22 protein-coding genes and 1 pseudogene are annotated in these 25,692 nt (G+C 64.0%); 11 read left to right on the forward strand and 12 right to left on the reverse strand.

Translation table 11 applies throughout. The features are described 5' to 3' along the window. Window positions 1–38 precede the first annotated feature (38 nt). Window positions 39–545 (forward strand): GFA family protein, encoded by a 507-nt coding sequence (locus XI08_RS19570; RefSeq protein ID WP_271575614.1) that lies wholly within the window; start codon window positions 39–41, stop codon window positions 543–545. Here the strand turns inward: XI08_RS19570 and XI08_RS46040 are convergent. Beyond that, window positions 499–1,188, reverse strand: a complete 690-nt coding sequence (locus tag XI08_RS46040; RefSeq protein WP_333927749.1) for a TfoX/Sxy family protein — start codon at window positions 1,186–1,188, stop codon at window positions 499–501. The genes XI08_RS19570 and XI08_RS46040 overlap by 47 nt on opposite strands. Between XI08_RS46040 and XI08_RS19580 the strand changes: the two are divergent. Then, window positions 1,081–2,743, forward strand: a pseudogene (locus XI08_RS19580) (thiamine pyrophosphate-binding protein). The gene XI08_RS46040 and the pseudogene XI08_RS19580 sit on opposite strands and share 108 nt — an antisense overlap. Before the next feature lie 157 nt (window positions 2,744–2,900). Here the strand turns inward: XI08_RS19580 and XI08_RS19585 are convergent. Further along, window positions 2,901–4,280 carry an LLM class flavin-dependent oxidoreductase gene (locus XI08_RS19585; RefSeq protein WP_271575615.1) on the reverse strand — a complete coding sequence of 460 codons (1,380 nt, stop codon included), beginning with the start codon at window positions 4,278–4,280 and terminating at the stop codon, window positions 2,901–2,903. Between the two features lie 261 nt (window positions 4,281–4,541). On the opposite strand from XI08_RS19585, the gene XI08_RS19590 reads away from it, so the two are divergent. The 6 genes from XI08_RS19590 (at window position 4,542) to XI08_RS19615 (ending at window position 10,302) form a co-directional block, all read left to right on the forward strand. Then, the gene (locus tag XI08_RS19590; RefSeq protein WP_271575616.1) at window positions 4,542–5,927 is read left to right on the forward strand and encodes a M20 family metallopeptidase; all 1,386 of its coding nucleotides are present in this window, start codon (window positions 4,542–4,544) and stop codon (window positions 5,925–5,927) included. A 113-nt stretch (window positions 5,928–6,040) separates the two neighbouring features. Continuing rightward, window positions 6,041–6,952 carry an amino acid ABC transporter substrate-binding protein gene (locus XI08_RS19595; protein ID WP_027547450.1) on the forward strand — a complete coding sequence of 304 codons (912 nt, stop codon included), beginning with the start codon at window positions 6,041–6,043 and terminating at the stop codon, window positions 6,950–6,952. A gap of 126 nt (window positions 6,953–7,078) precedes the next feature. Beyond that, entirely contained in the window at window positions 7,079–7,810 is a 732-nt protein-coding gene (locus XI08_RS19600; RefSeq protein ID WP_027547451.1) for an amino acid ABC transporter permease, read from the forward strand. Window positions 7,811–7,814: 4 nt separating this feature from the next. Beyond that, complete coding sequence (locus XI08_RS19605; RefSeq protein WP_027547452.1) at window positions 7,815–8,507, forward strand: amino acid ABC transporter permease; 693 nt, start codon at window positions 7,815–7,817, stop codon at window positions 8,505–8,507. 12 nt (window positions 8,508–8,519) lie between these two features. Continuing rightward, window positions 8,520–9,251: an amino acid ABC transporter ATP-binding protein gene (locus XI08_RS19610; RefSeq protein WP_027547453.1), complete on the forward strand. Its 732-nt coding sequence runs from the start codon at window positions 8,520–8,522 to the stop codon at window positions 9,249–9,251. Window positions 9,252–9,441: 190 nt separating this feature from the next. Beyond that, on the forward strand, window positions 9,442–10,302 hold the full coding sequence (locus tag XI08_RS19615) for a D-amino-acid transaminase (RefSeq protein ID WP_027547454.1): 861 nt from the start codon (window positions 9,442–9,444) through the stop codon (window positions 10,300–10,302). Window positions 10,303–10,472: 170 nt separating this feature from the next. Here the strand turns inward: XI08_RS19615 and XI08_RS19620 are convergent, their stop codons facing one another. The 3 genes from XI08_RS19620 to XI08_RS19630 all read right to left on the reverse strand — a co-directional run bounded on the left by XI08_RS19620 (window position 10,473) and on the right by XI08_RS19630 (window position 13,865). Next, the gene (locus XI08_RS19620) at window positions 10,473–10,934 is read right to left on the reverse strand and encodes a carboxymuconolactone decarboxylase family protein (protein WP_007615070.1); all 462 of its coding nucleotides are present in this window, start codon (window positions 10,932–10,934) and stop codon (window positions 10,473–10,475) included. Window positions 10,935–10,961: 27 nt separating this feature from the next. Then, entirely contained in the window at window positions 10,962–12,578 is a 1,617-nt protein-coding gene (locus tag XI08_RS19625) for an MDR family MFS transporter (protein ID WP_271575617.1), read from the reverse strand. Window positions 12,579–12,683: 105 nt separating this feature from the next. Then, a complete protein-coding gene (locus tag XI08_RS19630; protein WP_271575618.1) occupies window positions 12,684–13,865 on the reverse strand; it encodes an HlyD family secretion protein in 1,182 nt (393 codons plus the stop codon). Between the two features lie 279 nt (window positions 13,866–14,144). On the opposite strand from XI08_RS19630, the gene XI08_RS19635 reads away from it, so the two are divergent. Further along, entirely contained in the window at window positions 14,145–15,056 is a 912-nt protein-coding gene (locus XI08_RS19635; RefSeq protein WP_271575619.1) for a LysR family transcriptional regulator, read from the forward strand. A 135-nt stretch (window positions 15,057–15,191) separates the two neighbouring features. On the opposite strand, the gene iaaH is transcribed toward XI08_RS19635, so the two are convergent. Further along, on the reverse strand, window positions 15,192–16,613 hold the full coding sequence (gene iaaH / locus XI08_RS19640) for an indoleacetamide hydrolase (RefSeq protein ID WP_271575620.1): 1,422 nt from the start codon (window positions 16,611–16,613) through the stop codon (window positions 15,192–15,194). A gap of 76 nt (window positions 16,614–16,689) precedes the next feature. Next, window positions 16,690–20,139, reverse strand: a complete 3,450-nt coding sequence (locus XI08_RS19645) for an indolepyruvate ferredoxin oxidoreductase family protein (protein WP_271575621.1) — start codon at window positions 20,137–20,139, stop codon at window positions 16,690–16,692. A gap of 153 nt (window positions 20,140–20,292) precedes the next feature. Here XI08_RS19645 and XI08_RS19650 point away from each other — a divergent pair, with 153 nt between their 5' ends. Next, on the forward strand, window positions 20,293–20,748 hold the full coding sequence (locus XI08_RS19650; RefSeq protein WP_271575622.1) for an Lrp/AsnC family transcriptional regulator: 456 nt from the start codon (window positions 20,293–20,295) through the stop codon (window positions 20,746–20,748). 14 nt (window positions 20,749–20,762) lie between these two features. Here the strand turns inward: XI08_RS19650 and XI08_RS19655 are convergent, their stop codons facing one another. The 3 genes from XI08_RS19655 to XI08_RS19665 all read right to left on the reverse strand — a co-directional run bounded on the left by XI08_RS19655 (window position 20,763) and on the right by XI08_RS19665 (window position 22,533). Next, a complete protein-coding gene (locus tag XI08_RS19655) occupies window positions 20,763–21,437 on the reverse strand; it encodes an MFS transporter (RefSeq protein ID WP_271575623.1) in 675 nt (224 codons plus the stop codon). 73 nt (window positions 21,438–21,510) lie between these two features. After that, entirely contained in the window at window positions 21,511–22,014 is a 504-nt protein-coding gene (locus tag XI08_RS19660) for a hypothetical protein (protein ID WP_271575624.1), read from the reverse strand. 72 nt (window positions 22,015–22,086) lie between these two features. Beyond that, the gene (locus XI08_RS19665; protein WP_271575625.1) at window positions 22,087–22,533 is read right to left on the reverse strand and encodes a hypothetical protein; all 447 of its coding nucleotides are present in this window, start codon (window positions 22,531–22,533) and stop codon (window positions 22,087–22,089) included. 61 nt (window positions 22,534–22,594) lie between these two features. On the opposite strand from XI08_RS19665, the gene XI08_RS19670 reads away from it, so the two are divergent. Then, window positions 22,595–23,515: a LysR family transcriptional regulator gene (locus XI08_RS19670; RefSeq protein WP_271575626.1), complete on the forward strand. Its 921-nt coding sequence runs from the start codon at window positions 22,595–22,597 to the stop codon at window positions 23,513–23,515. On the opposite strand, the gene XI08_RS19675 is transcribed toward XI08_RS19670, so the two are convergent. Both XI08_RS19675 and XI08_RS19680 read right to left on the reverse strand, forming a co-directional pair. After that, on the reverse strand, window positions 23,498–24,301 hold the full coding sequence (locus XI08_RS19675) for a fumarylacetoacetate hydrolase family protein (protein WP_271575627.1): 804 nt from the start codon (window positions 24,299–24,301) through the stop codon (window positions 23,498–23,500). The two genes, XI08_RS19670 and XI08_RS19675, sit on opposite strands and share 18 nt — an antisense overlap. Window positions 24,302–24,316: 15 nt before the next feature. After that, window positions 24,317–25,684, reverse strand: coding sequence for an LLM class flavin-dependent oxidoreductase (locus XI08_RS19680; protein ID WP_271575628.1), 1,368 nt, complete (start codon window positions 25,682–25,684; stop codon window positions 24,317–24,319). Window positions 25,685–25,692 lie beyond the last annotated feature (8 nt).

Below are 25,692 nucleotides of genomic sequence, written 5' to 3' on the forward strand. Positions count from 1 at the left end.
GGCCCCGTTGGCTCGCAATGACGACGGAGGGACCTACCATGGCCAAAGCCGCAGCCGCCGCAGGTATCGCCACTGGCCAATGCCTCTGCGGCAAGGTCACCTTCGAGATCGACGTTCCCGCGCGCTGGGCCTGGCACGATCATTCCGCCGGTAGCCGCCGCGCCCACGGTGCGGCCTATGCGACCTATGTCGGCAGCTGGAAGAAGCGCTTTCGCATCACCTCCGGCAAGACTGCGCTCACGCGCTACGAGGACAAGGCAACGAAGACTGCGCGCAGCTTCTGCTCGCATTGCGGCACGCCGATCGCCTACGAGCGGCCGCGGGGCCCGCACATGGTCAACATCCCGCGCGCCCTGTTCAACGAACGCACCGGCCGCCAGCCGCTCTATCACATCGCCATCGAGGAGCTCCAGGAATGGGCCTATACCGGCGAGCCGCTGGTGCCGCTGAAGGGCTTTCCCGGTGTGGTGTGGCAGCGCTCGAAAAAGAAGAAACGCGCTAGCGGCGAAGACCCTTTCGAGCTTGGCCGCGAGGAGGTGCTTTAGCCTTGGCGGCGACCTTGGTTTTCGCTGAAACAGCCTTCCGCGGTGCTGCCTTGCGTCCCGCAGTATTCGCCGCCACGAAGTCGAGCCCGCGCTTGACCCATTTTTTCAGATCGGCGTCGCTCTGATAGCCGTCCGGCGCGACGCGCACGAAGCCGGTCATGATGCGCCCGCGCATTTCCATCGGGCTGGTGTGCGGCTCTTGCAGCATGCGTGCATGCGCTTCCGGGCCGACGCGGATCAGCATGCCGCCGCGCCCGCTGACCGTACAGCACATGGTGTTGTTCACCATGAAGCAGAGGCCGCCCATCATCTTCTTTTCCGCGACGTATCGCTGACCGGCCAGTAATTTGCGCACCCGCGCCGCGGTGTTCTCGTCATAGGCCATCGCGTCTCCCCGTGCAGGTTTACGCCCGAGCATGTTCCCAGCTTGCGCGCGCCGACGCAAGTCTGCCATGACGGCGTTTCCTTGCGTGCCTCGGCCAAGTTCGGCCATCATGCGTCCGTCCTTGCGGCAATGTCCGCTCCTGGAGGAAACATGAAGAACAAGATCACCGGCCGCTCCGCCTTTCTCGCGCTGCTCAAGGACGAGGGCATCACGCATCTGTTCGGCAACCCCGGGACCACCGAGCTGCCGATCATGCATGCGCTGAAGGATCATCCCGATCTCACCTATGTGATGGCGATGCAGGAGAGCCTGGTGGTGACGATCGCCGATGGCTACAGCCGCGCCTCCGGCAAGCTCGTCGCCTGCAACGTCCATGTCGCGCCCGGCCTCGGCAACGCCATGGGCTCGCTCTACAACGCCCAGTTCACGGGCACCCCGATGATTTTGACCGCGGGCCAGCAGGAGCAGGGCCACGGCCTGATGGAGCCGGTGCTCTACGGTCCACTGGTGCGCATGGCCGAGCCGCTGGATGAAATGGGCGGTCGAGGTGACGCGGCTGGAGGATCTGCCGCGCATCGTGCGCCGCGCCGCCAAGGTCGCGATGACGCCGCCGACCGGGCCGGTGTTCATCTCGCTGCCCGGCGACATCCTCAACAGCGAAGCCGGTATCGATCTTGGCCGCTCCACCCGGATCGACGCGCGCACCAGACCGTCGGACGAAGCGCTGAAGGCCTTTGCCGCGCGGCTGCTCAAGGCCGAACGTCCTGTCATCGTCACCATGGACGAGGTGGTCAAGAGCGACGCGCTGAAGGAGGCGGCCGAGCTCGCCGAGCTGCTCGGCGCTGCCGCCTATCAATCCTCGACCGCCTATGGCTCGCACTTCCTCTCGGAAAGCCCGAGCTTCGTCGGCACGCTGGCGCGCGTCCAGAAGGTCGCACGCGATACGCTCGCGCCCTACGATCTCCTGGTCGCGCTCGGTGGCGATCCCGTGCGCATGTCGGTCTATAGCGAAGTCGACCCGCTGCCGGACGGATTGCCGATTCTGCAGGTCGGCCTCGTCGACTGGGAGATCGCCAAGAATTTCGGCGCGGAGATTGCGCTGAAGGCGGACGTCAAGGAAACGCTGCGCGCACTGCTTCCCGTGCTGAAGGAGATGGGCGGCGCGGCACTGGCGCAACGCTCAAGGCAGCGTCTCGCCGAACTCGCGCCGAAGAACTGGAGCGCGCGCCGCGCCGCGTTGGTCGAGCAGATCGGCAAGAGCGCGGGGCGCACGCCGATCGATCCCGACTATCTGGTGCTGCACATGGTGGAGGCCATGCCCGAGAACGCCATTCTCGTCGATGAAGGCCTCACTTCCAGCCGCCAGATCACGAACCTGCGTCCGCACCGCGATCGCTTCGGCTATCACGGCCTTGCCTCGGGCGGCATCGGCTGGGGCCTGCCGGCATCGGTTGGCGTCAGCATCGCCAATCCGGATCGTCCCGTGGTGTGCTTCTCCGGCGACGGCAGCGCGATGTATTCGATCCAGTCGCTATGGACGGCGGCGCATCACAAGCTGCCGCTCAACGTCGTCATCGCCAACAATGGCGGCTATCGCATCATCAAGCAGCGCCTGCTCGCCTTCCATGGCGACGACAATTATGTCGGCATGGATTTCGTCGATCCGCCGGTCGATTTCGCCGGGATCGCCAGGGCGCTGGGCTGCGAGGCGATCAAGATCAGCGACCCCCGCGAGCTGAAGGCGACGCTGTCGTCGGCGTTTGGCCGGCCCGGGACGAAGCTGATCGAGGTGATGGTGGACGGGAAAGTGTAGGGGGTCGCTATCGCACTGGTGCTCGCCGCACGCTCAGTCGTCATCACCCGCGAAGGCGGGTGATCCAGTATTCCAGAGAAGATAGAGATAAATCGAGAGGCTGCGGCGTACTGGATGCCCCGGTCAAGCCGGGGCATGACAGCGTACCTAGCGGTTTCTACCCAGTCTTCCCCACTCGATACCCTGCCGCCGGATGCGGCGCGCCGAGCCGCGCGCGGCCATCGCCGAACAGCTTCTCCCGCAATGTGCCTTTTGCGTATTCCGGCTTGTACCGTCCGCGCTTCGTCAGCTCCGGCACCAGCATGTCGGCGATGTCCTCGAAATCGCCGGGCGAGATTGCGAAGGCGACGTTGAGGCCGTCGACGTCGGTTGCCTCGAACCATTGCTCGATCTTGTCCGCGACCATCTCGGGCGTTCCGACCACGACGGGGCCGGCGCCGCCGATGCCGACATGCTCGATGACGTCGCGGACGGTCCAGACCCGATCAGGGTCGGCGCGGGTGACGTTGTCCATCGCGCTGCGGCCGGCGTCGTTCTGGACGTGGCGGACCTGCTGGTCGAGGTCGTAGCCGGAGAAGTCGACACCGGTCCATCCCGACATCAACGCCAGCGCGCCTTCGGGACTGATATGGCGGCGGTAGTCGGCGTATTTCTCCTTCGCCTCGGCTTCGGTCCGGCCGAGGATGATCGTCATCATCGAGAACATCAGGATCTCGGCCGGATTGCGGCCGAGCGCGGCGGCCTCCTGCCGGATCGCGGAGACGCGCGGTGCGATCACCTTGGCTGACGGCCCCGACATGAACACGCATTCGGCGTGACGCGCGGCGAACTGGCGGCCGCGCGGCGAGGTGCCGGCCTGGTACAGCACGGGCGTGCGCTGCGGCGACGGTTCGCTGAGGTGAATGGTATTGTTGATGCGGTAGTTCGCGCCCTCATGATTGACGCGATGAACCTTTGCGGGATCGGTAAAGATACCGCGCTTGCGATCGCGCAGCACGGCATCGTCCTCCCAGCTCCCTTCCCAGAGCTTGTAGACGACATCCATATATTCGTCGGCGATGTCGTAGCGGTCGTCATGCCCGGTCTGCTTGTCCTTGCCGGCGCCGCGGGCGGCGCTGTCGAGATAGCCGGTGACGACGTTCCAGCCGATCCGCCCCTCGGTGAGATGATCGAGCGTCGACATCCGCCGCGCGAACGGGTAGGGCGGCTCGAAGGACAGATTGCTGGTGACGCCGAAACCGAGATTTTGCGTCACCGCCGCCATCGCCGAGAGCAGGAGCAGCGGCTCGTTCGACGGCGTCTGTGCTGCATTGCGCAAGGCTGCGTCAGGGCTGTTGCCATAGACGTCGTAGACGCCCAGCACGTCGGCCAGGAACAAGCCGTCGAAGCGGCCGCGCTCCAGCGTCCTGGCAAGGTCGAGCCAGTAGGGCAGGCGGTTATATTCGGCGGTGCGGTCGCGCGGATGGGTCCACAGGCCCGGCGACTGGTGTGCGACGCAATTCATCGCAAAGGCGTTGAGCCTGATCTGCTTGGCCATGATGGTCCCCCGGCGCTCTGTACTGAGCGCTCTTCGAATGATAGACGTGCGCCCCAACTTGGCGAAGTTCTTGCATATAACTTGCGCTTGGCAAGGCCAAAATCAGCAGCACTGCTGCCCTTGGCAAGCCAATCTCAAGCGAGCAAGAACGAAATCCCAAGAGAACTACAAGAGAACTACAAGAACAATCCAAGTCCCCGCCACTTTCGAAGGCCGTCCTGTCTCGGGTAGGGTCCTTCCTCGAAGTCCGAAAAGCAAATCATGACCAGAGCCGACGCCATCGCCCGCGCCCGTGAGGATTTCAAATCGGGCGCGTTCCTCGCCGAACTCGACCGCCGCGTCGCCTTCAAGACCGAAAGCCAGAATCCGTCGCGCGGCGCCGAGTTGCGTGCCTATCTGGAACAGGAGATGCAGCCGGCCTTCGCTGCGCTCGATTTTCAAAGCCGTATGGTCGAATCCCCCAGCGGCAAGGCGCCGTTCCTGTTCGCCGAGCATCACGAGAGCGCATCCGCCCCGACCGTGCTGATTTACGGCCATGGCGACGTCGTCGACGGCATGGAAGGCGAATGGCGCGACGGCCGCGATCCCTGGCGCACGACGGTTGCGGGCACGCGCCTCTACGGCCGCGGCACTGCCGACAACAAGGGCCAGCACAGCATCAACATGGCGGCGCTCCGTGCGGTGCGCGAGGCCCGCGGCGGCAAGCTCGGCTTCAACGCTAAATTCATCGTCGAGATGGGTGAGGAAATCGGCTCGCCCGATCTCGGCAAGGTCTGCGATCTCAATCGCGATGCGCTCAAGGCCGATCTGTTCATGGCCTCCGACGGACCGCGCCTGTCGGCAGATCGCCCGACACTCTTCCTCGGCTGCCGTGGCGGCATCCGCATCCATCTCGACGTGAATTTGCGCGACGGTGGCCATCATTCCGGCAATTGGGGCGGCGTGCTCGCCAATCCCGCGACCATTCTGGTCAACGCGATCTCGACGCTGGTCGATGGCCATGGCCGTCTCCAGCTCGATGCCCTGAAGCCGCCGCGGCTCACCAACCAGATCCGCAGCTATCTTGCCGATGTGCAGGTCGTCCCGACCGAGGACGAGCCGGCGCTGGCGGAGAACTGGGGCGAGGAGGGATTGTCAGCGGCCGAGCGGCTCTATGCCTGGAACACGCTCGAAGTGCTGGCGATGTCCTCGGGCAATATCGAGAAGCCGGCCAACGCCATTCCCGGTCACGCCAATGCCGTGCTGCAACTGCGCTTTGTCGTCGGCACCAAGATCGACGGCCTGATCGAGGCCGTCCGCTCGCATCTGGTCGAGAAGGGTTTCCCGATGGTCGAGGTGCGGGCCGCCCAGAGCTTTGCGGCCTCGCGTACCGATTTCGACAGCCCTTGGATCAAATGGGCGGCGGATTCGGTGCGAGAAACGACCGGCAAGGCGCCGGCGGTGCTGCCGAACTTCGGCGGCTCCCTGCCGAACGACGTATTTTCCGAGATCCTGGGCCTGCCGACGATCTGGGTCCCGCACTCCTATCCTGGTTGCTCCCAGCATGCGCCCAATGAGCACATCCTGCTGCCATTGACCGAAGAGGCCTTGACGGTGATGGCCGGGCTGTTCTGGGATCTCGGGGAATTGCCCAAGCCACTGACCTGAGCCACTGACCCTTAGCCATTAACCTGAGCCGCAAGCCAGCCGAAAGTCACATTCTAATCCGGGCCGATTTGTGCTTGCATCCGGCCGCATGATCCTGAAAGGGGAACAAAAAAGTGAAGCATTTCCGTCACATCGGTCTCGCGCTTGCCGCGACCTTTGCCGTTAGCCAGGCCGGGGCCCAGGAGCTGACCGGCACGCTGAAGAACATCAAGGACACCGGCGCCATCACGCTGGGCTTCCGCGACTCCTCGATCCCGTTCTCCTATCTGGACGACAACCAGAAGCCCATCGGGTTCGCGATGGACATCTGCTACAAGATCGTCGACGCCGTGAAGAAGGAGCTCAAGCTCGACAAGCTCGAGGTCAAGCTCAACCCGGTCACTTCGGCGACGCGTATTCCGCTGATGGCCAACGGCACCATCGACCTCGAATGCGGCTCGACCACCAACAATGCCGAGCGCCAGAAGCAGGTCGCCTTCACCAACACCCACTTCCTGACCGCCAGCCGCTACGTGTTCAAGAAGTCGAGCGGCCTGAAGTCGATCGACGACCTCAAGGGCAAGACGGTGGTCTCGACCGCCGGCACCACCAATATCAAGCAGCTCACCGAGGCCAACGTTGCAAAGGGCCTCGGCGCCAACATCATCCCGGCCAAGGACCATGCTGAGTCCTTCCTGATGGTCGAGACTGATCGCGCGGTCGCCTTCGTGATGGACGACATCCTGCTCGCGAGCCTTGTTGCCGGCTCCAAGTCGCCGGACGACTACGTCATCTCCAAGGACGCGTTCTCAAAGCCCGAGCCCTACGGCATCATGCTGCGCAAGGACGACGCGCCGTTCAAGAAGGTGGTCGATGCGGCGACCGCTGCGCTCTACACCTCCGGCGAAGGCCAGAAGATCTATGAGAAGTGGTTCACCCAGAAGATTCCGCCGAAGGGCCTCAACCTCAATTCGCCGATCTCGGCCGAGCTGAAGAACGAGTTCGCGAAGCCCACGGACTCGCCGAACCCGGACGACTACAAGTAAGCTGAGTTGACGCCTCTCCCCGCTTGCGGGGAGAGGAAGCAAATTCCGGCCATTCTGGAGGGAGTGGCCGGACATTTGCATAGACGTTTACGACATCTATGATTGGCGCGTTCGCGCGGGGGACACGTGAACTACCACTGGAACTGGGGAATCTTCTTCGAGCCGAACCCGATGGGGACCGGCACCTATCTCGACATGCTGCTGTCGGGGCTGGCGCTGACCCTGAAGACGGCGGTTCTTGCATGGATCATCGCGCTGGTCTTCGGCTCGCTGATCGGCGTCATGCGCACGCTGCCCTCCAGGGCGGCCTACTGGTTCGGCTTCTGCTGGGTCGAGTTCTTCCGCAACATGCCACTGCTGGTGCAGCTGTTCCTGTGGTACTTCGTGCTGCCGGAATTGTTGCCGAAGGCGGCCGGCACCTGGCTGAAGCAACTGCCGAACGCACCGTTCTGGACCGCTGCGATCGGCGTCGGCCTCTTCATGTCGGCGCGTGTCGCCGTGCAATTGCAGGCCGGCATCGGCTCGTTGCCGCGCGGGCAGAAGATGGCCGCAACTGCGCTCGGCCTGACCACCGTGCAGGGCTATCGCTATGTGCTGCTGCCGATGGCGTTCCGCATCATCCTGCCGCCGCTGACCTCCGAGTTCCTCAACACCATCAAGAACACGGCGGTCGCCATCACCATCGGCCTGCTCGAGCTGACCGGACAGGCGCGCTCGATGCAGGAATTCTCGTTCCAGGTGTTCGAGGCCTTCACCGCAGCGACTCTGCTCTATCTCCTTGTCAACGCCGTCGTCGTGACCGCGATGCGCTTCCTCGAGCGCTACGTCGCGATCCCCGGCTACATCACGGGGAAATAGCGCCATGTTCGGTAATCTCGATTTCGACGTCATCCGCCGCGCGCTGCCCTATCTGTTCTTCGAGGGCATGACGTTCACGGTGACCCTGACGACGCTGGCCGGCCTCGGCGGCCTGATCTTCGGCACCGCGATCGCACTGATGCGACTGTCCGGCTTCAAGGTGCTCGGCCGCATCGCCGGCATCTATGTCGACTTCATGCGCTCGCTGCCGCTGGTGCTGGTCATCTTCTGGTTCTACTTCCTGGTGCCCTATATCGGGCAGTGGGTGACCGGCGCGTCGCGGCCGATCAGTGTCGGTGCGTTCGCCTCCTCGCTCATCACCTTCATCATGTTCGAGGCGGCGTACTTCTCCGAGATCATGCGCGCCGGCATCCAGTCGATCTCGCGCGGCCAGCCGGCCGCCGCCAACGCGCTCGGCCTGACCTACGCCCAGACCATGCGTTACGTCGTACTGCCGCAGGCGTTCCGCAACATGCTGCCGGTGCTGCTGACGCAGACCATTGTGTTGTTCCAGGACACCTCGCTGGTCTACGTGCTCTCGATCCCGGACTTCCTGGGCGCGGCGAGCAAGGTCGCGCAGCGCGACGGCCGCCTGGTCGAGATGTACCTGTTCGCCGCCGTCGTCTACTTCACCATTTCCTGTGTTGCGTCCTTCGGCGTTCGTCGCCTCCAGGCACGCATCGCCATCATTCGATAGAGCGTGTCGGTCATGATCGAAATCAGCCACGTCAACAAATGGTACAGCCCGACCTTCCAGGTGCTGACCGACTGCACCACCAGCGTCACCAAGGGTGAGGTCGTCGTGGTCTGCGGTCCCTCGGGTTCGGGCAAGTCGACGCTGATCAAATGCGTCAATGCGCTGGAGCCGTTCCAGGAGGGCGACATCAGCGTCGACGGCACCAAGGTCAACGACCCCAAGACCGATTTACCGAAGCTGCGCTCGCGCGTCGGCATGGTGTTCCAGCATTTCGAGCTGTTTCCGCATCTCAAGATCATCGACAATCTCTGCCTCGCCCAGCAGAAGGTGCTGGGCCGGTCGTCTGACAAGGCGGTGGCGAAGGGCATGCAGTTGCTGGATCGCGTCGGCCTCAAGGAGCAGGCGCAGAAGTTTCCGGCGCAGCTCTCCGGTGGCCAGCAGCAGCGCGTTGCGATTGCGCGCGCGCTCGCCATGGACCCCATTGTCATGCTGTTCGACGAACCGACCTCGGCGCTCGACCCCGAGATGGTGAGCGAGGTGCTCGACGTCATGGTCGACCTCGCCCATGAGGGCATGACCATGATGGTCGTCACCCACGAGATGGGCTTTGCCCGAAAGGTCGCCAATCGCGTGATCTTCATGGATCGCGGCGAGATCGTCGAGGATGCGGCGAAGGAGGATTTCTTCGGCAAGCCGCGCAGCGACCGCGCGCAGAAGTTCCTGTCGAAGATTCTCTCCCACTAACCAGTCGTCATTCCGGGACGCGCCACTTGGCGCGGGCCCGGAATCCATCGGGCGGCAATACACGAGGGGAAATGGATTCCGGGCTCATTCGCTTTGCGAATGCCCCGGAGTGACGGATCGAGGGTTTATCGGGCTCACCAAATCCCGTATACGGACAGCCAAATCCCCTTTTCCCGCCAGGAGACCTGCCTTGGACTCGATCGCCTACGTCAACGGCTCATTCGTCCCGCTCTCGGAAGCCAAGATCTCGGTTCTCGACCGCGGCTTCCTTTTCGCCGACGGCATCTACGAGGTCTCGGCTGTGCTGGATGGCAAGTTGGTCGACAACGCCTCGCATCTGGCGCGGCTGGAGCGTTCTGTCGGCGAGATCAGCTTGAGGCTGCCGGAGACGGTCGAGCGCATCACCGAGCTCCAGAAGGAGCTGATCGCGCGCAACAAGCTCGAGAGCGGCCTCGTCTATCTCCAGGTCACGCGCGGCGCCGACAAGGGCCGCGACTTCCCGTTCCCCAAGGGCGACGTCAAGTCGAGCCTCGTGATGTTCACCTCGGAAAAGGACATCATCAACGCCGCGGTGGCAAAGACCGGCATCAACGTGATCACGGTGCCCGACATCCGCTGGGAACGGCGTGACATCAAGAGCGTGGCGCTGCTGGCGCAGGTGCTGGCGAAGCAGGCCGCGGCGGAAGCCGGCGCAGGCGAAGCCTGGATGCTGCAGGATGGATACGTCACCGAGGGCGGTTCATCGTCAGCGTTCATCCTCACCAAGGACGACGTTATCGTCACCCGCAAGAACTCCAACGCGATCTTGCCGGGCTGTACCCGCAAGGCCGTCATTGCGCTCGCGGAAGAACGTCAGCTCCGCGTCGAGGAGCGGTCCTTCACGGTCGCCGAGGCGCTCGCCGCCAAGGAAGCTTTCATCACCTCGGCCTCGTCGTTCGTGCAGCCGGTGGTGGCAGTCGACGGCAAGACAATCGGCGAGGGCAAGCCCGGTCCGATGGCGACGCGTCTGCGCGAGATCTACGTGGAATTCGCCAAGGCGACGGCGGTTTAGGGCGCACCTCAGGTGTCATCGCCCGCGAAGGCGGGCGATCCAGTACGCCGCGGCGGTTGTTACGAAATTCGCTGTCTCTGGAATACTGTCATGCCCCGCCTTCGCGGGGCATGACAGTTGAGAGTGTGGCTGCGGCGTTGCGTCCAGCACGCCGCCACTGACACCATTCCTCACGCCACTGACGCCTTCACCTTCACCGGATGCACCGCGCGGAACGCGATCGCGATTCTGTTCCAGGCATTGATGGCCCCGATCAGCATCGTCAGATTCACTGTCTCCGCGTCGGAGAATTGCGCGCGGACCTGCTCGTAGACGTCGTCGGGCGCATGCGTCTCTGAGATCAGCGTGACCGACTCGGTCCAGGCCAGCGCGGCACGCTCGCGGTCGGTGTAGAGTGGGGATTCGCGCCAGGCGTTGAGCAGATAGATCCGCTGTTCGGTCTCGCCGCGCTTGCGGGCGTCCTCGGTGTGCATGTTGATGCAAAAGGCGCAGCCGTTGATTTGCGACGCCCGGATCTTGACGAGCTCGATCAGCGATTTTTCGAGTCCGGTCGACTGGATCTGCTCTTCCAGCGCCATCAGCGCTTTCATCGTGTCGGGGGCGGCCTGGTAGAAATTCATGCGGGGCTTCATGGTCGTTCTCCTTTTGCTGGGTTGACGTCAGTGGGCTCCACCGGCCGAGGTCTGGCCGGGCTTCTTCAGGAAGAATACGGCGATCAGGGCCACGATCAGTGCCATGCCGAGCAGATAGAAGGTGTCGCTGAAGGCGAAGATGTAAGCCTGCTTCTGCACGGTATGGCCGATCGCGACATAGGCGCGATGCGCGGCGTCGGCGCGGTCGAGCACGCCGTGATTGATGAAATACTGCGTGAGCTGCTCCAGCCGCGTCCGCGTCGCCTGCTCGAACACCGAAACCGACTGCATCAGCACATTGGAGTGATATTGCTCGCGCTTGGTCAGCAAGGTCTGAAGCAGCGCGATGCCGACGGCGCCGCCGAGATTACGCATCATGTTGAACAGGCCTGAGGCCGAGCCCGCATTCTCCGCTTCGATGCCGGCGGTCGCCACAGCCGACAACGGGGCCATCACGAGCGCCTGGCCGATCGCACGGACGACATTGGGCCACAACAGCTGGTCGGCAGCGTAATCGTTGGTCATATAGATGTTCATGAAGTTGGAGCCTGCGAACAACACGAAGCCGATGCCGATGATGATCCGCGCGTCGAACTTCTGCATCAGGCGCGGCACCAGCGGGATCAGCAGGAGTTGTGGCAATCCGGTCCAGGCCAGCACCATGCCGATCTGCTCGGCATTGTAGCCCTGGATGCGCGCCAGATATTGCGGCAGGATGAAGACCGAGCCGTAGAGCGCGACACCGAGCAGGAAGTTCGCGAGCATGCCGAAGCCGAAATTGCGGCGTACCAGCAGGCGCAGGTTCAGAAGCGGCTTCTTCACGGTGAGCTCGATGATCAGGAAGGCAGCCAGCGCGACGGCCGCGATGATGGACAATTTCACGATGAAGGGCGAGCCGAACCAATCGTCCTTGTTGCCCTCTTCCAGCACGGTCTGAAGCGCCGACAGGCCGATCGCCATGGTGATGATGCCAGCCCAATCGCCCTCGCGCAGCAGTGATAGCTTCATCGGCTTGGCCTCGAGCGCGTACCACAGCATGCCGACCATGATCGCGCCGGGCACGAGGTTGACGTAGAAGATGTACTGCCAGCCGAAATTCTCGGTGAGATAGCCGCCGATGGTCGGGCCGATCGCGGGCGCGAACGTCGCCGACAGCGCGAACAGGGCAAGGCCGACCGGCTGCTTGCCGCGCGGTAGCAGCGTGATGATCAGGGTGAAGGCCATCGGGATCAGCACGCCGCCGGTGAAACCCTGCACGGCGCGCAGCACGATCATCTGCGGCAGGTCCTGCGCCAGCGCGCACGCCGCGGAGAGCAGCAGGAACAGGATCGCGTTGGTGAGGAGATAGATGCGGATCGAGAACACCTGGGCGAGCCATCCCGACAGCGGGATCACCACGATCTCCGCGATCAGATAGGACGTCGAGATCCAGCCACCGTCGTCGATGCCGGCGCCGATCGCGCCTTGGATGTCGGCGAGCGAGGCGTTGACGATCTGGATGTTCAGCACGGCCATGAAGGCGCCGAGCGTCGCGCCGATCACTGCGATCCAGGTTTTGGCGGAAATTGCCGGCGTGACGGGCGCAGCAGGGGCGGGAACGCTTGCAGCGGAGGCGGTGTCGACTGTCGGTTGGAGCGTGCTCATCGGGTACGGAGACAGGATGCTTTAGGCGGATGGTTTCGATAATCGGCGGAGTTCTGGAAGGATCATCCGGCAGGGTTTGACAATCCTGCCGCATGCCCCTCGACGTCAGCCGCCGTTCGGACGAGAGGTGTTGTCGGCGAGGCGCCTGGCCGTCTCGCGCTCGGCCAGCACCGCCTGCTTGGTGTCAACGGTCGGCACCGCCGACATGCCGGGCCTGAGCAGGCCGGTCAGGCTGTGGTCGTCGAGCACGATCTTCACCGGCACGCGCTGCACGATCTTGGTGAAATTTCCGGTGGCGTTGTCGGGCGGCAGCAGTGCGAATTCGAGTCCGCTGGCCGGCGACAGGCTGTCGACATGACCGCGCAGGGTCTGGCTGCGGAAGCTGTCGACGCGCAACTCGACCGGCTGGCCGGCGCGCACGTGGGTGAGCTGCGTCTCCTTGAAGTTCGCGACCACATAGACCGCATCGAGGGGCACCACCGCCATCAATTGCGTGCCGGCCTGCACGAACTGGCCGACGCGCAAGCTGCGGGCACCGACCGTGCCGTCGACCGGCGCGGTGATCTCGGTATAGGACAGGTTCAGCCGCGCCTGGTCCGCGACGGCGCGGGCGTGTTCGAGCTGGGCCGTGGCCTGGGCGCGCTGGGTGGTGAGCACGTCGACCTTGCGCTGTGCGGCCAGAAGGCCCGATTTCGCGTGCTGCAATTGCGCGTTGCTGGCACGCAGCGCCGCATCGGTCTGCTGTGCGCGCTGGATCGTGCCGGAACCCGACTTCATGAGATCGTCGTAGCGGGCGCGCTCCTCCTGGGCGAATTTCAGATTGGCGTCCGCAGCCGCGACATCAGCCGTGCTCTGCTCGATGATCGGCTGTTGCAGTTCGAGCTGGGCATCGAGGTTGCGCACGGAAGCCTCCGCGGCGGCGACATCGGCGCGGGCCTGATCGAGCGCCGCCTTGAAGTCGCGATCGTCGATCCTGGCCAGCACCTGGCCGGCTTTGACCTTTTCGTTGTCGCCGACCAGGACCTTCGCGATGTAGCCGGAAACCTTCGGCGCGACGATCGTGGAGTCCGCCTTTACATAGGCGTCGTCGGTCGTCTCGAGATAACGGCCGTTGGTCCAATAGTCGTGTCCGTAATAGGCGATCGCTGCCGTGCCCGCGAGGAGCGCGAGCGCCAAGGCCGCCCGCCGGAGCTTGTTGCGGACCGGCACACGCGGCGGCGCCTTGGAATAATCCTGAGTGATTTCAGTTGCTTGCTGAAAGGTTTCGGTGCGGGGCATCTCGGACATGACGGTCTCCTATCGGCTGGCAGGGACTATCGGTCTTTCCAGTTCGAGCGATAATCGGCGAAATGCTGGAAGGATTATCCACTACGGGTGGATAGTCCGGGACCTCGCCTGAGGTGCGTATGATCTACCCAACCGGACGCGCGACTGCCCCAGAGCGATTGCCGCACCTGTCGAGCGATTGCTGCTAACGCACGCACCAATGGCGCGCGCGAGATGATCTGATAGATAATCGGGGCGAATACCTTGAGATTATCGATCAAGAGCGGATAATCAGGCGGCATGGACCGATTGACGAGCCTCGAAGTCTTCAGCCGGGTGGTCGAGACCGGCGGCTTCTCCGCAGCAGCCCGCAGGCTCAATATGTCCACCACCATGGTGAGCAATCACGTTCAGGCGCTGGAAGACCGGCTCGGGGTGAGGCTGCTTCAGCGCACGACGCGCAGGGTCAACCTCACCGAGATCGGCAAGGCCTATTACGACCGCTGCGTCCAGATCCTCGCCGATATCGAACAGGCCGACGATATCGCGAGCGAATTGCAGTCGGTGCCCCGCGGCACGTTGCGCGTCCACGTCGCCACGCACATGGTGCCGTTTGTCGCGCCCGTCGTGGCGAAACTCCTGTCGACCTATCCAGAGCTCAAGATCGATCTGCGCATGGGCGAAGCCGACGTCGACCTCATCGAGGAAGGGTATGACGTTGCCGTGCGCATGACCCCACCGCCGGATTCGAGCCTGATCGTGCGGAGCCTCGCCACCTGGCGTCACGTGCTGTGCTGTTCCCACGAATACATCGAAAAGCACGGCCGGGTGCAGAAGCTCGACGAGCTCACTGCGCATAATTGCGGTCGTCACCTGAACTATCCGTTTGGCGATGAATGGCGCTTCCTCGATCGCAAGGGAGCGTCGGCTTCGGTGCGTATCTCCGGCAGCTTCATCACCAACAGCGGAGAAGCGCTGCGGAAGGTCGCGCTGGGGGGCGCTGCCGTCTGCCTGATGGCGGGGTTTCTCATTCAGGACGACCTCGAGGCCGGCCGCCTCGTGCGCCTGTTGCCGGAATATCGGACGGTCGAGCTGTCCATGAATGCTGTCTATCCGCACAAACATCATCTGTCGGCGAAGGTCAGAACCTTCATCGACATGCTCGTGCACCACAGCGCCGAGCAGCAGAAGCTGATCAATCCGTATTCGTGAGACGCTGCCAATTCCTCATCCTGAGGAGCGCGGAGCGCGCGTCTCGAAGGATGAAAGGCCCGGGTCGTGGCCTCGCCCTTCGAGACGCTTGCTTCGCAAGCTCCTCAGGGTGAGGAGATAGATGTGTGCTTGCCTCTAGCGGGACGGAGGTGGCAGCCGCCCGAATACCTTGTCCAGTGCCATGCCGATCGCAAGCAACCGGCGATCGCTGCCTGCCGGGCCGTCCAGCTCAAGACCTACAGGCAATTTGCTCGTGGCGCCGAGCGCTATCGGAAGTTGGATGCCGGGAATGCCGGCATTGCTGCCGGGATCGGTGTTCTGGATGAACAGGCCGAAATTTTCGAGACTGCTGGAATCGGGATTGGAGGGAATGGCGACGCGCGGCGTGGTCGGGAAGGCGATAGCGTCGAGCTTGTTCCCGGAAAACGTGTCGCTGTAGAGCGCCTGCAGCGCAGGCCGCGCGGTCCTGATCGCCGCGTCATAGATCGGTCTCGCGTCGAGCAGCGTGTTGTCGGGGCCGGGCAGTTTGCGCGGGATGACGAGGCCATCATAGGTGCCCTTCACGTCGGGGCTGGCGATCTCCTTAGCCAGCGCCTCAACGGTGAGGCCGGTGCCGGTGTGCGCGAGATAGGCGACCATGTCGTCATAGGCTTCGTACAGCGCGACGGGAAAGCCGACCTGACCGTTGAGCCCGGCAAGCTGCGGCACCTCGATCTCGACCACCGTGACACCCTGTGCCTTCATTGCCGCGACGGCCGCCTGGAATGCGGCCTCGGTGTCGGCATCGAGATTGGTCAGCATTGAGCTCACGATGCCGATCCGCACCCGCTTCAGGTCAGCCGGCACGACGTCGTCGCCACCCGCGATGACGCGGTCGAGCAGCGCGACATCGGCGATGGTCGCGGCCATCGGCCCTGCGGTGTCGCGGGTGTGCGAGATCGGAGCAATGCCCTCTTGCGGATAGCGGCCGACGGTCGGGCGCAGCGAGGCGCATCCGTTCAGCGCGGCCGGCACCCGGACCGATCCGCCCGTGTCCGTACCAAGCCCGCCCGCGACGATCCGCGCCCCGAGCGCGGCACCCGTGCCTGACGAGGAGCCGCCCGCGATGAGCGCCCGATCATAGGCGTTGCGTACGCCGAACTCGGCGCCGGTCTTGAACGCTGTGTTGTAGCCGGAGATGCCGAAGGCGAGCTCGTGCATGCTGGTCTTGCCGATGATGATTGCGCCGGCGGCGCGCAGCCTTGCCGCGACCGGCGCATCGGTCTTCGGCACGTAATCCTTCAGCGCGGGCGTGCCGGCACTACAGGGAAGCCCGGCCACCTCGATATTGTCCTTGATCACGATGGGAACGCCGCCGAGCGGCTTGCTCCTATCGTTGCTCGCGTCGAATGCAGCTGCGGCCTTCAAGGCGCCAGCCTCGTCCAGGATCACGAAGGCGTTGAGATCCGTGTTGGCTTTGGCGCGGGCAAGAGCTTCCGAAGTGAGCATAGTGCTCGTGACTTTCCCGGCGCGAAGGTCGGCCGCGGCCTGGGTCAGGGTCAACTGGTCGAAATCCATGATGCGTCACCCGATTGCCGGGCTCCATCAGGGAGCCCCCTTGAGTTCGGGAGGCTGAAGCCTCGCTGGCATCACGTCAACCGTGGGCGCGCATCTTTGCTGGCGATGCCGCGATCACATCGGCGAGAAGCCGTTCGACCTCCGGCTTCACCTTCGCGACCGCGGTGTCCTTGACCGGGCCGTAGCCACGGATATCCATCGGAGCCTTGGCGATCGCAATGAAATCGGGCAGGCGCGCCGCGTCGAGCTCGCGAAGCATCCGTTCGATCACACCCTCATACCATGAGATCAGCTCGCGCTCGGTCCGCCGCTCGGCGGTGTAGCCGAAAGGATCGAGCGGCGTCCCGCGCAGCAGCTTGAGCCGCGCGAGCATAGCAAGCGGCATCTGGATCCACTGGCCGAAAGCGCGCTTGCGCGGACGGCCGCGGGCGTCGCGTTCGGACGGCAGGAACGGCGGCGCGAGGTGATACTGGACGCTGAAACCGTCCTCGAACTCGCGCTTCAACTCGTCGAGGAAGCCGCTCTGCACGTGCAGGCGCGCCACCTCGTACTCGTCCTTGTAGGCCATCAGCTTGAATAATGCGCGTGCGACGGCCTCGGTCATCGCCTCGCTGTCCAGGTTGGCTTCGTCCTTGCGGACTCTTGCGACGATCGTCCGGTAGCGTGCCGCATAGGCCGCGTTCTGATAGGCGGTGAGGAAATCGGCGCGGCGGGCGATGAGCTGGTCGAGCGTCTCGGCTTTGGGCGTATCGTCCGCCTTCGGCAACAAGTCCGGATCGGCAGCGGCGATCCGGCCCCAGGCAAACGCCTGCTTGTTGCGTTCGACTGTGACGCCGTTGAGCTCGATCGCGCGCAGCAGCGCTTGCAGCGAGACAGGGATCAGTCCGTGCTGCCAGGCAAAGCCGAGCATGATGATGTTGGCATAGACGGCATCGCCGAGCAGCTGTTCGGCCAGCGCGTTGGCGTTGATGGTGTCGAGATTGTCGTTGCCGACGACCTGCCGGATTGCGCGCAGGCGGGCAGGGGACGCGAGATCCGCGTCGCGGAAGCGGACGACGTCGCCGGTCGGCATCTCTGCCGTGTTAACAGCGGCGCGCGTGCCGCGACGATAGGTGCCGGACGCCTTTGGCGCCGAGCTGACGACGAGGTCGCAGCCGATCAGCGCGTCGGCGGCACCCTGGTCGATGCGGACCTGATGCAACGCCTCGGGCGAGGCGGCGAGGCGGATATAGCTCAGCACCGGGCCAAATTTCTGCGCAAAGCCAGTGAAGTCGAGCACCGAGACGCCGCGTCGTTCGAGATGCGCGGCCATGCCGATCAGCGCGCCGACGGTGATCACGCCGGTGCCGCCGACGCCTGTTACCAGCAGGTCGTAGGGACGGTCGAGCGTGGGGGGAGCGGGCAGGGGAAGCGCAGCCGCGCGGCCGACCGCGTCGATCTCGCTCGCGCTCTTCTTCCGGCGCGTCGCGCCTTCGACGGTGACGAAGCTCGGGCAAAAGCCATTGAGGCAGGAAAAATCCTTGTTGCAGGCCGACAGGTTGATTTGCCGTTTGCGGCCGAACGGCGTCTCCTTCGGCTCGACGCTGAGGCAGTTGGATTCGACCGAGCAGTCGCCGCAGCCCTCGCAGACGAGATCGTTGATGTAGGCAAAGCGCTTGGGGTCGGCCATCTGCCCGCGCTTGCGGCGGCGCCGCTTCTTGGTGGCGCAGGTCTGCTGGTAGATCAGGACGGAGACGCCGGAGACCTCGCGCAGCTCGCGCTGCACGGGGTCCATTTCTTCGCGCGGATGGATGGTGACGCCGATGGGCAGGTCCGCCGGCGAAAACTGCGCGGGATCATCCGACACCAGCGCGATGCGCGCCACCCCTTCAGCGCGGACGCTATGCGCGATGGCATGGACGCTGATGGGGCCGTCCACCGGCTGGCCGCCGGTCATGGCGACGGCGTCGTTGAACAGTATCTTGTAGGTGATGTTGGCCTTGGCGGCGATCGCCTGCCGGATCGCCATCGAGCCCGAGTGATAGTATGTGCCTTCGCCGAGATTCTGGAAGACATGCTTGTTGCCGGTGAATTTCGACGACGCCGCCCAGTTCACGCCCTCGCCGCCCATCTGGATCAGCGATGACGTCTCGCGGTCCATCCAGCTCGCCATGAAGTGGCAGCCGATGCCGGCCAGCGCCTTCGATCCCTCAGGTACCTTTGTCGACGTGTTGTGTGGGCAGCCCGAGCAGAAATAGGGCGTGCGTGTCGCGCCGCTGACATTGATCGTGCGCGCGGCTTCAGGCATCAAGGCAGCCGCGCGTGCGGCGAGATTGAGGCCCGGAAACATCGGATCGAGCCGGCGGGCGAGCACGCCAGCCAGTGCACGCGGCGACAATTCGCCGATCCAGGAGATCAGCCGCGCCCCTCGCTCGTCGTGCTTGCCGACCATGCGCTCGGGTTTGGTGCCGGGATAGTCGTAGAAATATTCCTTGAACTGGCTCTCGATGATGCCGCGCTTTTCCTCGACCACGAGGATCTCGCGCTTGCCCTTCACGAAGTCCATCGCGTCATGCAGCGCCAGCGGCCAGACCATGCCGACCTTGTAGACGTCGATGCCGATGCTGCGGCAGGCCGCTTCGTCGAGGCCCATCAGCCGCAGCGCTTCCATCAGGTCGAGATGCGCCTTTCCTGTTGTGACGATGCCGTAGGTGGCGTTCGGAATGTCGTAGATGTGGCGGTCGATAGGATTGGCCTTTGCGAAGGCATAGACCGCGTGCTTCTTCGCCTCCAGTCGCTCCTCGATCTGCGGGCCCGGCAGGTCGGGCCAGCGATAGTGCAGGCCGCCCGGCGGCGGCGTGAAGTCGGGTGTGCGGAAGGCGCGCGACGGGCGCAGCGCGACGGATGCGCCCGATTCCACGATTTCCGAGATCGCCTTGAAGCCGACCCACATGCCGGAGAAGCGGCTCAGCGCGTAGCCATATTCGCCGAACGCCAGATATTCGCCGACATCGGCCGGATGCAGCGTCGGCATGAACCAGCTCATGAAGGCGACGTCGGACTGGTGCGGCATCGACGACGACACGCAGCCATGGTCGTCGCCCGCGACCACCAGCACGCCGCCATGCGGCGAGGAGCCGTAGGCATTGCCGTGCTTGAGCGCATCGCCGGAGCGATCGACGCCGGGGCCCTTGCCGTACCAGAGCCCGAACACGCCATCGACCTCGCGCTCCGCTTGCGTCTCGACCTGTTGCGAGCCGAGCACGGCGGTTGCCGCGAGGTCCTCGTTCACGGCCGGGAGGAATTCGATGCGGTCCCGCTTGAGACGTTCCTGGATGCGCCACAGCTCGAGATCGATGCCGCCGAGCGGCGAGCCGCGATAGCCGGAGATGAAGCCGGCGGTGTTGAGACCGCGCATACGGTCGCGCTTCGCCTGGTCGAGCGCGATGCGGACGATGGCCTGCGTACCCGTGAGGAAGACGCGGCCCTCCTCGCGGTCGTAGCGGTCGGGGAGCTCGTAGCTGTCGAGTGACGGAATGGCGTCCATGGCGGACCTCGCGCGGCATCCTGCCTGATGATGGAAGGTTATGCTTGGGAGACTGGTAGGTCTTACCCATTTTTCCCGCATAGATCAAAATTTCGGTAGAATTTTGCACAAGGCAATCAAATTTGGTAGATGTTCTCGACTTGAGAGGCCTCCATGATCGAAGAGCAGGACACGCGAATACTCGCCCATCTTCAGAAGGATGGTCGCGCCACCAATCAGCAACTCGCCGACGAGGTCGGCATGTCCACCTCCGCCTGCTGGCGCAGGGTGCGCGCGCTGGAGGAGAGCGGCGTCATCCAAGGCTATGCGGCGCTGGTCGCACGCGAGCAGGCGGGATTCACGATGTCGGCCATCCTCCACGTCTCGCTGGAGCGACACGATGCGAAGTTCGTCGACGAGTTCGTCGCCAGGGTCACGACGCGCCGCGAGGTGCTGGAGTGTTTCGCGACCACGGGCGACGCCGACTATCATTTGCGCGTCGTCGTGCAGGACATGGCCGCCTACAACAGATTCCTCGACGAGTTCATGTTCCGCATTCCCGGCATCCGTTACGTCCGCAGCAATGTGGTGCTGAAGGAGATCAAGGCCGGCGTGGCGCTGCCGTTCTGAGACAACGACGGGACTCACACTGTCGCGGCCCGGCTGCGCCGGCGCAGTTGGCGCAGCGACAGCACGTGCAACAGGATCGAGCTGGGTACGACGAAGGCTGGGGTCAACACGTTCGGAAAGGTATCGACGGCCATGCTCGGGTCATCCGGAACGATCAACTGGAACGGGCCAGGCGACATCGCCATTCCCAGGGCGATCGCGACGGCGAAGTCTGCGAGGCCGAAGATATTCCAGAAGATCGCTCCTTTCCGCCCCGACGTCGTCGGCATTGCATCGAGCAATTGTCCGACTCGCTTCGATAGCATCAGCACCGGAGTGCCGACGATCACTGGCAGCAGGATCGCCGCGGGAAGCAGCGGCAAGAAGGAGGCGCCCGTGCGGAATGCACCATTGATGGCTGCCGTCCAGGCGAGGGCAGCCCAAAGCGTGAAGGGGACCATGACGACCAGCCAGGTCGCCCGGCGTTGCTCTGGCGTCAACGCGGTGTTTTCGAGCCCGAGCCACAGGCCGACCGCAATGAGCCCATGGGCCAGCAGCCGAACGCCGAGGGCCGGAAAACCGCTCTCCGGAAGTGCGGGGAGCGAGTAGATCAGCCAGGTCCACAGGATCGTGAATAGAACGGTCCACATCAAGCCGAGCCGGATGGGAGGCTGGGCCGGGGTGGCAACGGAAGCAGCATCGCTGTTCATCGGCGTTCCCTAGAGAGAGGTCGGTTGTGGGGGACGCACGAGATCGCGGCCAGCGGCCATGTCAGGGGCCATGTCAGGCCGCTTTTTCTTCTGATCCGGGCCTCATTAGAATCATGAAGACGAGAACATGGCTGACGAGCAGCAGCGGCACGTAGAGGGCTGGAATATAAATGCCGGCGCCGAAGAGGCCGGGATCCTGGATTTTCGTCACGCCCATGTAGTACGCATTCAAGAGATCCAGCGTGCCCCACACGTTGAACGCCCAGACCACCGGAACGGCGATCGACCATCGCCAGGAGAGTGCCGCGATTGACGCGAGCGCGAGAGAGGCGGCAATGAAATCCCCCCATCCGACCTCGGCGGCGAAAGTCGGGCTCAGCTCCGCAGATACGAATCCCGCCACCATGAAATTCATGCCGAAGAACCTGAACGCGTTGAACGCCGCGAGAAGTCTCAGGGCCTCATAGCGCGGCATGGCGCGGAGTGCCGGCCAGACGTAGATCGAAGCCACCACCGCGCTTGTCAGGAAAGCACCTGCGACGCTGAGCACGAATGGAAGGTTGAAGCTTTGCGGCACGTTCGGATTCCCTTGCGGTGGCCTGTCCGGCCGGGTGCGGTCGAAGCCAGTCGGTTCGGCGTCGGCGGACGCTCAGGGTTTGGCCATCAGCAGACCGAGCGGCATCAGCGGACCGACTGCGATGTAGTCGTGGTCCATGAGCTCTTGCCGCGCGAGCGGCAGGCCCTCCATGATCGCGTGTCCCTCGGCGACATCCCCGACATTCAACAGGAATACGGCGCCCCGCCCGTCAGATCGCGAATACCATTCGCGAACCGTCCCATTGAGATAGAGCTGCACGGTCTGCCTGACTTCATCGGGCATGACGGCCATGATCTGATCTCGGGTGACGCCCGCCTTGACGGTCAGGATGACCATGACCCCGGTTGTCGGTGACGCGGTCTGTGATTGGGCAAGTGAAGGATCGGCCATGGAGATTGCGCCTGTGAGTATGAGGGGGACTGCGAAGACGACGTTGCGGATTGTCTTCATCGATTTCATTTCTCCGATCGCGGCGGTTGCTGCAGCGGCACGGCTCATTTGCAATTCGGATGTAAAGCTGCTTTCCGCGAGTGACTATTCGCGATAATGTGCACGGGCTATGAAGCAGAACTTCACAGTCAGGCACGGTGCGCTGGACGGCGTGGAAGCGTTCCTGAGTGTCGCCCACCATCGCAGTTTCCGCCGAGCGGCCGCTGAACTCGGGGTCACGCCATCGGCCATCAGTCAGGCGATACGCGCGCTCGAGGCGCGCGTTGGCGCCGCGCTCTTCATCCGCACGACCCGCAGTGTCGGTTTGACCGAAGCCGGCGAAAGATTCCTTGCGCGCGCCAGACCCGCCTTCGAGGAGCTCGTGGCGGCGAGCGGGGCGGCGCGCGAGCTTGGACAGCGACCGGCCGGGCTCCTGCGTCTCACCGTACCGCGCTCCGTCGTGCCGATCCTGCTGGAGCCGCTGATTGCGTCGTTCTGCCGGGCATTTCCCGAGATTGAGGTGGAGCTTGCCGCAAGCGAAGAATTGGTCGACCTCGCCGCCGAAGGTTTTGACGCCGGCATCAGGTTGGGCCAGTTCATCGCCCCCGACATGGTCGCGGTGCGCCTGACGAATCCGCTACCGCTCATTATCCTCGGCAGCCCGGCTTACCTTGCCCGCCGCGGACGGCCCGAGCGGCCAGACGATCTGCGTGAGCACGCGTGCTTGAGGTTGCGACGATCGAACGGTGCGCTTGCGTCATGGTCGCTCGACGACAACGGCCGTTCGATCGAGATCGTGGTTTCGGGACCTTTCATCGCCAACGACTTTCCGACGATGCTCGGAGCCGCCGTCGAAGGTGTGGGTCTTGCGCAAGTGCCCGCACCCCTGGCCACCGGTGCCATGGCGACGGGAAAGCTCGTTCCCGTCCTGGAGCAATTCGCGCCGATGACACCGGGCGTGTTCCTGTACTATCCCGGTCACCGACAAATCATGCCGAAGTTGCGGGCCTTTATCGATCATGTGAAGGGCCGCTCAGGCGGCACGGGCTGATCTGCCGTCCTCCCGCACGAACCGATTGCGCAGCGTGCCGATGCCGGTGATGTCGATCTCCACGACATCGCCATGCTTGATGTCCGGCGAGGCGCCGTCGGTGCCCATCCAGATCACATCGCCGGGCCATAACGTGAAATACTTGGTCAGCTCGACCAGGAACGGCACCACGCCGAAGATCATGTCGTTGGTGTGGAAGCGGTTGGTCTCCTTGCCGTTGACCCTGACGATCGTCTGCATCCTGGCGAGATCGGCCTCGGTCTCGATCCACGGGCCCATCGGCTTGAACGTGTCGGCGTTCTTCGAGCGCCACAGGCTGCGGTCCGCCTTCTGCCAGCTGCGCTCGCTGACGTCGTTGCCGATGGTGTAGCCGAACACGCAATCCATCGCGTTCTGTTTGGTGAGGTGCTTGACCTTCTTGCCGATGACGACGACGAGCTCGCCCTCGTAATGGATCCTGTCCGTCGCGAAAGAGGGGATCACGACCTCCTCGTCATGCGCGATCAGCGCGTTTTGCGCGCGATAGCCGATCTCGGGCCGGTCAGGCACGGCCGGCACCTCGCCGCGCTTGTCGGCGGCCTCCTTCAGGTGCTTCAAATAGTTGAGGCCGACGCAATAGAAGGTGCGCGGGATCAGCGGCAGCTCGATCTTGACGTCGCTAAGCGGATGCGTGCGCGAGGTGCGCTGCCATTCGCCGAAGGGATCGCCGTCGACTGCGATGACCTGGTCGCCTTCAACGATCCCCCAGGAGGTTTTGTCCGAGGCGGTGAATTTCAGCCAGCGCATGTGGTGTCCTCGTTGTTATTCCGCAGCATCGCGCGGCTGCACCTTCCAGGCACCGGCAGCGGGCCGCCTCAAGCCGAGGTTCTCCCGCAGCGTCTTGCCGCGATAGTCCTTCTGGAACAAGCCACGGCGCTGCAATTCCGGCACGATATGGCGCACGAAATCGGCGTAGGAGCCGGGTACGTAGGTCGCCGCGATGACAAAGCCGTCGCAGCCGCGCTCGACGAACATTTCTTCGAGCTTGTCCGCGATCTCCTTGGGGCCGCCGACCATCGCGTCCTGCACCTGGCCGCGGCCGGAGAAGGTGACGAAATCGCGCGCGCTCGGATTGCTCTTGCCCGAATTCTTCAGCACGCCGTCGCGGATGCCCAGAATGCCCTGCATGCTCTTCAGCTCTTCCGTCGTCAGCGGCTCGTCGAGGTCCTTGGAGGCGAAATCGTAATTGAGCGCTTCGGCGAGCAGCGATAGCGCGTCGATCTGGAGCGGCAGCTTGTTGATCAGCGCCATCTTGTCCTCGGCTTCGGTCCTGGTCGCGCCGCAGACCGGCGTCATCAGGTTGCAGAGAAGCATCTGGTCGGGATCGCGGCCGGCTTTGGCGGCTTCGTTGCGCACGGCCGCATAACCCTCCTTGGCCGCGGCGAGGTTGCGCGCGGCGGTGAAGATCACCTCGCCCCAGCGGCCGGCAAAGCGCTGGCCGCGGCCGGATGCGCCGGCCTGGATGATGACAGGATGGCCCTGTTGCGAGCGCGGCACGGTGAACGGCCCGCGCGACTTGAAGGCCGCTCCCTTGTGATCGAGCCGCTTCACCTTGGCCGGATCGGCAAAGCGGCCGCTCGTCTTGTCCATGATGAGCGCGCCGTCCTCCCAGGTGTCCCAGTGGCCGAGCACGACCTCCATGAACTCGTCGGCGCGGTCGTAGCGGGAATCATGTTCGGGATGGGAGTCCCGGCCCATGTTGAGCGCCTCGCCGTCATTGAGCGAGGTGACGACGTTCCAGCCCGCGCGCCCGCTGGACATCAAATCGAGCGTCGCGAAGCGGCGCGCGACGTCGAACGGCTCGAAATAGGTGGTCGAGCAGGTCGCGCCAAGGCCGAGCTTGTCGGTGACCATGCCCATCGTGGTCAGCACGATCAGCGGATCCATCTTCACGCAGCGGATGCCGTATTCGACGGTGTGGGCGTGGTCGTTGCCGTAGCGGTCCGGCATCGCCAGGCGGTCGTCGAAGAACGCCATGTGAAACTTGCCGGCTTCGAGGATCCTGGCGATCTCCTGATAATAGTCCGCCGACATCGAATCGTCGCGCGAGTCCGGATGCCGCCAGGAGCTCGGCAAATTGGTGCAGTTTTGCGCCTGGAGGAAGCCGACCAGTACCATCTGCCGCGTCATGCTGCTGT

The sequence above is a fragment of the Bradyrhizobium sp. CCBAU 11361 genome (genome assembly GCF_028128935.1).
Taxonomy (GTDB): Bacteria; Pseudomonadota; Alphaproteobacteria; order Rhizobiales; family Xanthobacteraceae; genus Bradyrhizobium; species Bradyrhizobium niftali.